The sequence below is a fragment of the Haloferax sp. s1 genome (genome assembly GCF_058382125.1).
In genome coordinates this window covers 1-5,917 of sequence record NZ_JBZRPK010000497.1, presented here as the reverse complement: position 1 = coordinate 5,917, position 5,917 = coordinate 1, and the positions used below count along the sequence as shown (strand labels likewise).

The window sequence follows — 5,917 nt, the reverse complement described above, 5'->3', positions numbered from 1 at the left end:
GTAGATGTCCGCACCGTATCGCTCGCTCAGGTTCCGTGCATGGTACAACGGTGTTGCGCGTCCCGCGTACGTTTCGAGCAAGCCACGGAACTCGGCCTGGAAGTCGTCCGACGCCGAGATGTCGTCGTAAGCCGTCGCGAGCTGTTCAAGTGCCGATTCGAGTGCTTCGGGGACGTATCGCCCGCCGTATCCGTCGAAATCTCCGTGTGACATATACACAGACGATTCGTCTCAAATGTATAAAATATTGCTCTAACAGACAAGGTAGGGCAATAGTAGACAACAAGACCCATTCAAATTCGGTCCGTTCTTCAGACGGTCCGACGCGACGGCTGGCAATAACACCTGGCCGAGTTCAGTCGAGCTTCCCGCCGAGGACTTTCGCCGTCGTGAGAACCGGGTCCCACGGCGGACTGAACGGCGGCGCGTACGACAGGTCGAAGTAGGCTAATTCGCCGACTGTCGTCTCGGTGTGCAAGGCCGCGGCGACGGTGTCGACGCGCTTGGCGACGCCTTCGCGTCCGACCATCGCCGCGCCGAGGACACGCTCGGACTGCCTGTCACCGAGCATCGTGATGGTAATCTGCTCGGCACCGGGGTAGTAGTGTGCCCGCGTTGATGCGTCGATGGTCACGCTTACGGGGTCGAATCCAGCTTCACGGGCCGATTCTTCGTCGATGATACCCGTGCGCGCGGCTTCGAGTTCGAAGGCTTTCACCGCGGCCGTCCCGGCGATATCGCCGACCGGCGTCGGGTCGCCAGCCATCGTCTGTCCGATGGCTCGACCGGCGCGGTTGGCGGTGAGGGCAAGCGGGACGTAGTCGGGTTCGCCGGTGACGACGTTCCGTGCTTCAGCGCAGTCGCCCGCGGCGAATACGCCTTCGGCGCTCGTGCGGCCGTGTTCGTCGGTTGCGATGGCACCGCTCTCTCCGAGTTCGATACCGGCTTCCGCCGCGAGTTCAGCGTTAGGCGTCACGCCGACACCGACGAGTACGAGGTCAGCAGAGTACGTCTCGTCGCCGACGATAACGCCCGTCACGTGTCCGTCGTCGCCACTGAATCCGTCGACGGCTGTGTCGAGGTGGAGTTCGACGCCCTCCTCTCGGAGATGTGCTTCGGTCTTCTCCGCGACCGTCTCGCCGAACGGGGCGAGCACGTGCGGGAGCATCTCGAACAGGTGAACGTCCACGTCGTGCGCGTCGAACGCCTCGGCCATCTCGATGCCGACGTACCCCCCGCCGACGATGGCGACCGATTCCGGGGACTGTGTCTCCATTGCGTCGTGAACCTCCTTCGCGCTGTCGAGACTGTGAAGCGTGTAGACGCCGTCGAGGTCCATTCCCTCGAATGGAGGCTCGATAGCCCGTGCGCCGGTTGCTATGAGCAGTTGGTCGTACGGCTGGGTGAATTCACCGCCCGGGGCCGACACGGTGACTTCGTGGGCGTCCGGGTCGATACCGACGACCTCGTGGTGCAGTCGCAGGTCGATGTCGCGCTCCTCGGTGAACTCCTCCGGCGGGACCTGCAGCAGGTCGTCGAACTCCTCGACAGTGCCTTTCACGTAGTACGGCATTCCGCACGCGGCGTACGAGACGAACTCGCCCTTCTCGAAAACGATGACCTCGCGGTCGGGTCGCTCTCGTTTGAACTTGCTCGCGGCGCTCATACCCGCGGCGTCACCGCCGACGATGACTATCGGTTCCATGCCTACTCGTTCGCTCGGAAGCGGTTAATATATTGCCCTGATTTTACAAGATTGATAAGAGTCACATAGACGGAAGTACAGTCAATGACGATAATAGGCCGTCGTCGACAGATCGAGGAGTAGCGATACAGCGCAGCCTAGCGGAGTGCTTGAGGTGAACCAGCGTGTCAGCGATGAATTTGGTCCAGACATGTATCCGCTACTACTCTTCGGATTGCGGCATTAATATTGTTCACTATATGAACATCCACACATATACACACAACACAGGAGCACACAACGGTCGGGACCGAATCAGCCGCAACACCAACAGCGACAAGTCGAGCAGTTGTCGGTCGATGTTGCTCGATATGAGGGAGTAGGCCAGTGTCAAAAAGCAGATACGAATTCCCCCTCGAAAAGGCCGCATTCGGTCGCCCGCGTTCGCCCCTCTCAGCCGAGGAGGTACTTGAGGACGGGGCGCTGGCGGACGAACGCCAGCGTTTCGATGATGGCGTCGAGGCCGAGAATCCGGCCCGCGGCGAGGGTCCCGACGATGACGAACAGCATGAGGCCGAAGAGGTCTCCGTTGACGTAGCCGTGTCCCCAGTCGGCGTTCCCGAGGTAGAAGAACACCATCAGGACGCCGCCGAAGAAGGCGGCGAGCCGGACGAGTGCACCGACGAGGAGTCCGAGACCGATGAGGAACTCACCGGCCGGAATCATGACATTGGTGAACTCCAGCAGCCACGGCGTGTTAGCGGCCCAGACGAGGAAGCCGTGAATTGGCGCACCCTCGGTTCCGTGAATCATCCAGCCCGAAGCATCGAAGGCTTCCGGGCCCATGAGCTTGCTGACCCCTGCGTTGAGGAACCAGTAGCCCGTGATGAGGCGGGTGAGTACGAGTACGTACCCCGTCACGCCCTGCGAGTAGTCGAAGTCCATGCGGTTCCCCAGCATATCGAGTTGTCCAGTTGCGGCCATTGTGTTTCACCTAACAAGTGAACCAACGGAGGGAAATCGAATATAAACGAAGTCTGATTTCCGAATCCAGGGAATCGAGAATCATCGAAATTGAGCGGATCAGCGGCCGGGATTGGGGTGGTCCGTGGGGAGCCGAGCACTCACCTCCGCGAAATTGGTGCAGAGTAAATGAGGCTGGAATCACCTCCGCGAAATTGGTACAGAGTAAAGGAGGATGGAATATCCAATGCCGCGCACGCAGACAGCCGTTGAGAGCTACCCCTTTCCGACCATCTGGTCTTCGTCGTCCCACTCGCGCTTCCGAAGTTCGTACTTCTGAATCTTCCCCGTCGCCGTTTTCGGGATGTTCTCGACGAATTCAAACTCGCGGATGACTTTGTAGCCCGCGAGTCGCTCTTTCGTGTACTCGGTCAGTTCCTCGGCGGTGACACCGGGATTGTCGATATCGCCGTTCTCGGGGACGATGAACGCCTTCGGCGTCTCGCCCCATTTCTCGGACGGTGCGGGGATGACCGCCACGTCGCCGACGGCGTCGTGGTCGAACAGCGTGTCCTCCAGTTCGACCGACGAGATGTTCTCGCCGCCGGAGATGATGATGTCCTTCTTGCGGTCCTGGATGGATATCATGCCGTCTTCGTTGACGACGGCGAGGTCGCCCGTGTGGTACCAGCCTTCGAGTCGGTCGTTGAACGCCTCGTGCGTCTCGTCGGGCTTGTTCCAGTATTCTTCCATCACCTGATTTCCGCGAACGACGACTTCGCCGATGCTCGTGTCGTCGCGGGGGACCTCCTCGCCGTCTTCGTCGACGACGCGAAGTTCCGTGCCGAGCGGGGCGACACCCTGTCGCTGTTTCAGCGAGAAGCGGAGACCGCCCTCGTCCGGAATCAGCCGACGGGCGTCCGAGGTGGCGATGAGCGGTCCCGTCTCGGTTGCGCCGTACAGTTGCGTGAACTCCCACCCGAACTCGTCTTCGGTGTACCGAATCGTCGCGCTCGGTGCGGCGCTTCCGGCGGCCGTCACGCGAACGGGGTTGTCACCGGTCACCGACGGGTCGTTCTCCTCGGCGTATTCGCGCAGAATCGACAGCACCGTCGGCGCACAACAGAAGAACGACACGTCCTCGGTAGCGATGGCGTCGAAGACGTGTTCGGCGTCGACACCGCGCGTGCAGACGTGTTTCGCGCCGCGGCCGGTGACGGCGTAGATGTGTCCCCACCCGTTGACGTGGAACATCGGCAGCGTCCAGAGGTACACGTCGTCGTCGGTGAGGTGGTGGTGAATCGTGACGAGTTGGGCGTGCAGTGATTCGGTTCGATGGGTCCGGCAGACGCCCTTCGGGTCGCCAGTCGTTCCCGAGGTGTAGTTGATGGTGATAACCTCGTCTTCGGACATCTCGGGGCGTTCGTAGTCGTCAGCATCGGCCTCGTCGAGGAACTCTTCGAAGGCAACCCAGTCGCCGTCGACTGCCGCGGGGTCGTTCGTCACGAAGACTTCGGCGGGCACGTCGTCGCGGATAGCCTCGATTTTACCGGCGTACTCGTAGTCCGCGTAGACGACCTCGGAACCGGAGTCTGTGAGGAGGTATTCGTAATCTTCGGGCGTGAGGCGGTAGTTGAGGGGAACGTGAATCGCACCGCACTGCATCGCGCCGAACGCAACTTCGAGGTGGTAGTGCGTATTTGGGTCCAACACGGCGACTCGGTCTCCCTTCTCGATGCTGCGAGACTGCAGGGCCGCAGAGAACCGGTCGACTCGGTCGCCGAACTCGCCGTAGGTGAACCGCTCGCCGTCGGTTCCGACGATGGCCTCGTAGTCGCCGTAGTAGGTTCGAGCACGGTCGAGGAAGTCCGTCACGAGTAACTGTTTCTTCATTCATGATAGACCGGGCTGTCGAGAAAACTAAGCGCACCACTTGCGGCAACATTTCAACCACGTGAGTGAACGACCTCAGTATGACGGGATATTTTCCTGTGGTGCTCTCGGCGCTGAGTTCGCCGTCGAAATGAACACCTTTGAACCGGGCGTTCCTGTGTCTCGGTAGATGACGACGCCGACGCCGAACCCAACCCCGTCGCCGACCCTTCTCGTCGCCGGAACCGCGAGCCACGTGGGAAAAAGTACCGTCGCGGCCGGTCTCTGCCGCCTGTTCTCGACTCGCGGGTTCGACGTCGCGCCGTTCAAGGCCCAGAACATGAGCAACAACGCCCGGGCGGTCGCGGCCGCGGACGGCGACGGTTTCGGCGAAATCGGCGTCTCGCAGTACGTTCAGGCCCGAGCAGCCGGTGTCACGCCTACTACCGACCACAACCCGGTCCTTCTCAAACCCCACGGCGACGGCACCTCACAACTCGTCGTCCACGGCCAAGCGGTCGGCTTGAACACCGCAAGCGACTACTACGCGACCCACTGGCAGGATGCGCGAGATGCGGCGGTCGAGTCCCACCGTCGATTGGCCGAATCGGCTGACGTAGTCGTTGCCGAGGGTGCCGGTTCAATCGCCGAAATAAACCTCCACGACCGCGATTTGGCGAACGTCGAAACAGCTCGGTTTGCAGATGCACATATCCTCCTCGTAGCCGATATCGAACGCGGCGGCGTCTTCGCCAGTCTGGTCGGGACGCTCGAACTGATTCCGGACGACCTGCGAGACCGAGTCGTCGGCGCGGCCATCACGAAGTTCCGCGGCGACCCGAGTATCCTCGAATCGGGATTCGAACAGTTCGAGTCGATGACCGGAGTACCCGTCCTCGGCGTGCTCCCGTACGACGACCCCGGCCTTCCCGAAGAAGACAGTCTCTCGCTCCCCGCCGAGGACGAACGCGCGACCGTCGGCGACGACGACAGCGTTGACGACACGGAGGCGGTCACCATCGGCGTCCCGCGTCTACCACACATCTCGAACGCGACGGACTTCGGCCCGCTCGCCGAGACACCCGGCGTCCGAGTCGCGTATCTCCCGCTGGATTCGACGCTCGACGATATCGACGGCGTCGTCCTCCCGGGGAGCAAAAACACCGTCGACGACCTGTTTGCGCTCCGAGACGCCAGCTTCGACGACGAACTCGCCGCGTTTGACGGGCCAATCGTCGGTATCTGTGGCGGCTACCAACTCCTCGGCGAGCGAATCGAGAATGCCGACATCGAGAGCACGGACGACGTGGACACCGCCGAAGGGTTGGGCCACTTACCGACCGTCACGGAATTCTCCCGAGACAAGCGCGTCGAACCGGTGAGTATCGACTTCGAGGG

4 protein-coding genes and 1 pseudogene are annotated in these 5,917 nt (G+C 61.5%); 1 reads left to right on the top strand and 4 read right to left on the bottom strand.

Annotation, left to right across the window (positions count from 1 at the left end; translation table 11 throughout):
* The 4 genes and pseudogenes from QT222_RS07860 to QT222_RS07845 form a co-directional block, all read right to left on the bottom strand.
* Positions 1 to 213: pseudogene (locus QT222_RS07860) on the bottom strand (tryptophan synthase subunit beta); the annotation flags it as partial.
* A 142-nt stretch (positions 214 to 355) separates the two neighbouring features.
* Positions 356 to 1,705, bottom strand: a complete 1,350-nt coding sequence (locus tag QT222_RS07855) for an FAD-dependent oxidoreductase (protein ID WP_491476843.1) — start codon at positions 1,703 to 1,705, stop codon at positions 356 to 358.
* Positions 1,706 to 2,137: 432 nt separating this feature from the next.
* On the bottom strand, positions 2,138 to 2,668 hold the full coding sequence (locus QT222_RS07850; RefSeq protein WP_491476842.1) for a DoxX family membrane protein: 531 nt from the start codon (positions 2,666 to 2,668) through the stop codon (positions 2,138 to 2,140).
* A gap of 255 nt (positions 2,669 to 2,923) precedes the next feature.
* On the bottom strand, positions 2,924 to 4,540 hold the full coding sequence (locus tag QT222_RS07845; protein WP_004060785.1) for a long-chain-fatty-acid--CoA ligase: 1,617 nt from the start codon (positions 4,538 to 4,540) through the stop codon (positions 2,924 to 2,926).
* Positions 4,541 to 4,709: 169 nt separating this feature from the next.
* On the opposite strand from QT222_RS07845, the gene QT222_RS07840 reads away from it, so the two are divergent.
* Positions 4,710 to 5,917 (top strand): cobyric acid synthase (locus QT222_RS07840; protein ID WP_491476841.1); only part of this gene is annotated, 1,208 nt, incomplete at its 3' end.

Excerpts from the sequence above, each read along its gene's own strand:
- QT222_RS07855 (WP_491476843.1), bottom strand. The coding sequence starts at position 1,705 with ATGGAACCGATAGTCATCGTCGGCGGTGACGCCGCGGGTATGAGCGCC.
- QT222_RS07850 (WP_491476842.1), bottom strand. The coding sequence starts at position 2,668 with ATGGCCGCAACTGGACAACTCGATATGCTGGGGAACCGCATGGACTTC.
- QT222_RS07845 (WP_004060785.1), bottom strand. The coding sequence starts at position 4,540 with ATGAAGAAACAGTTACTCGTGACGGACTTCCTCGACCGTGCTCGAACC.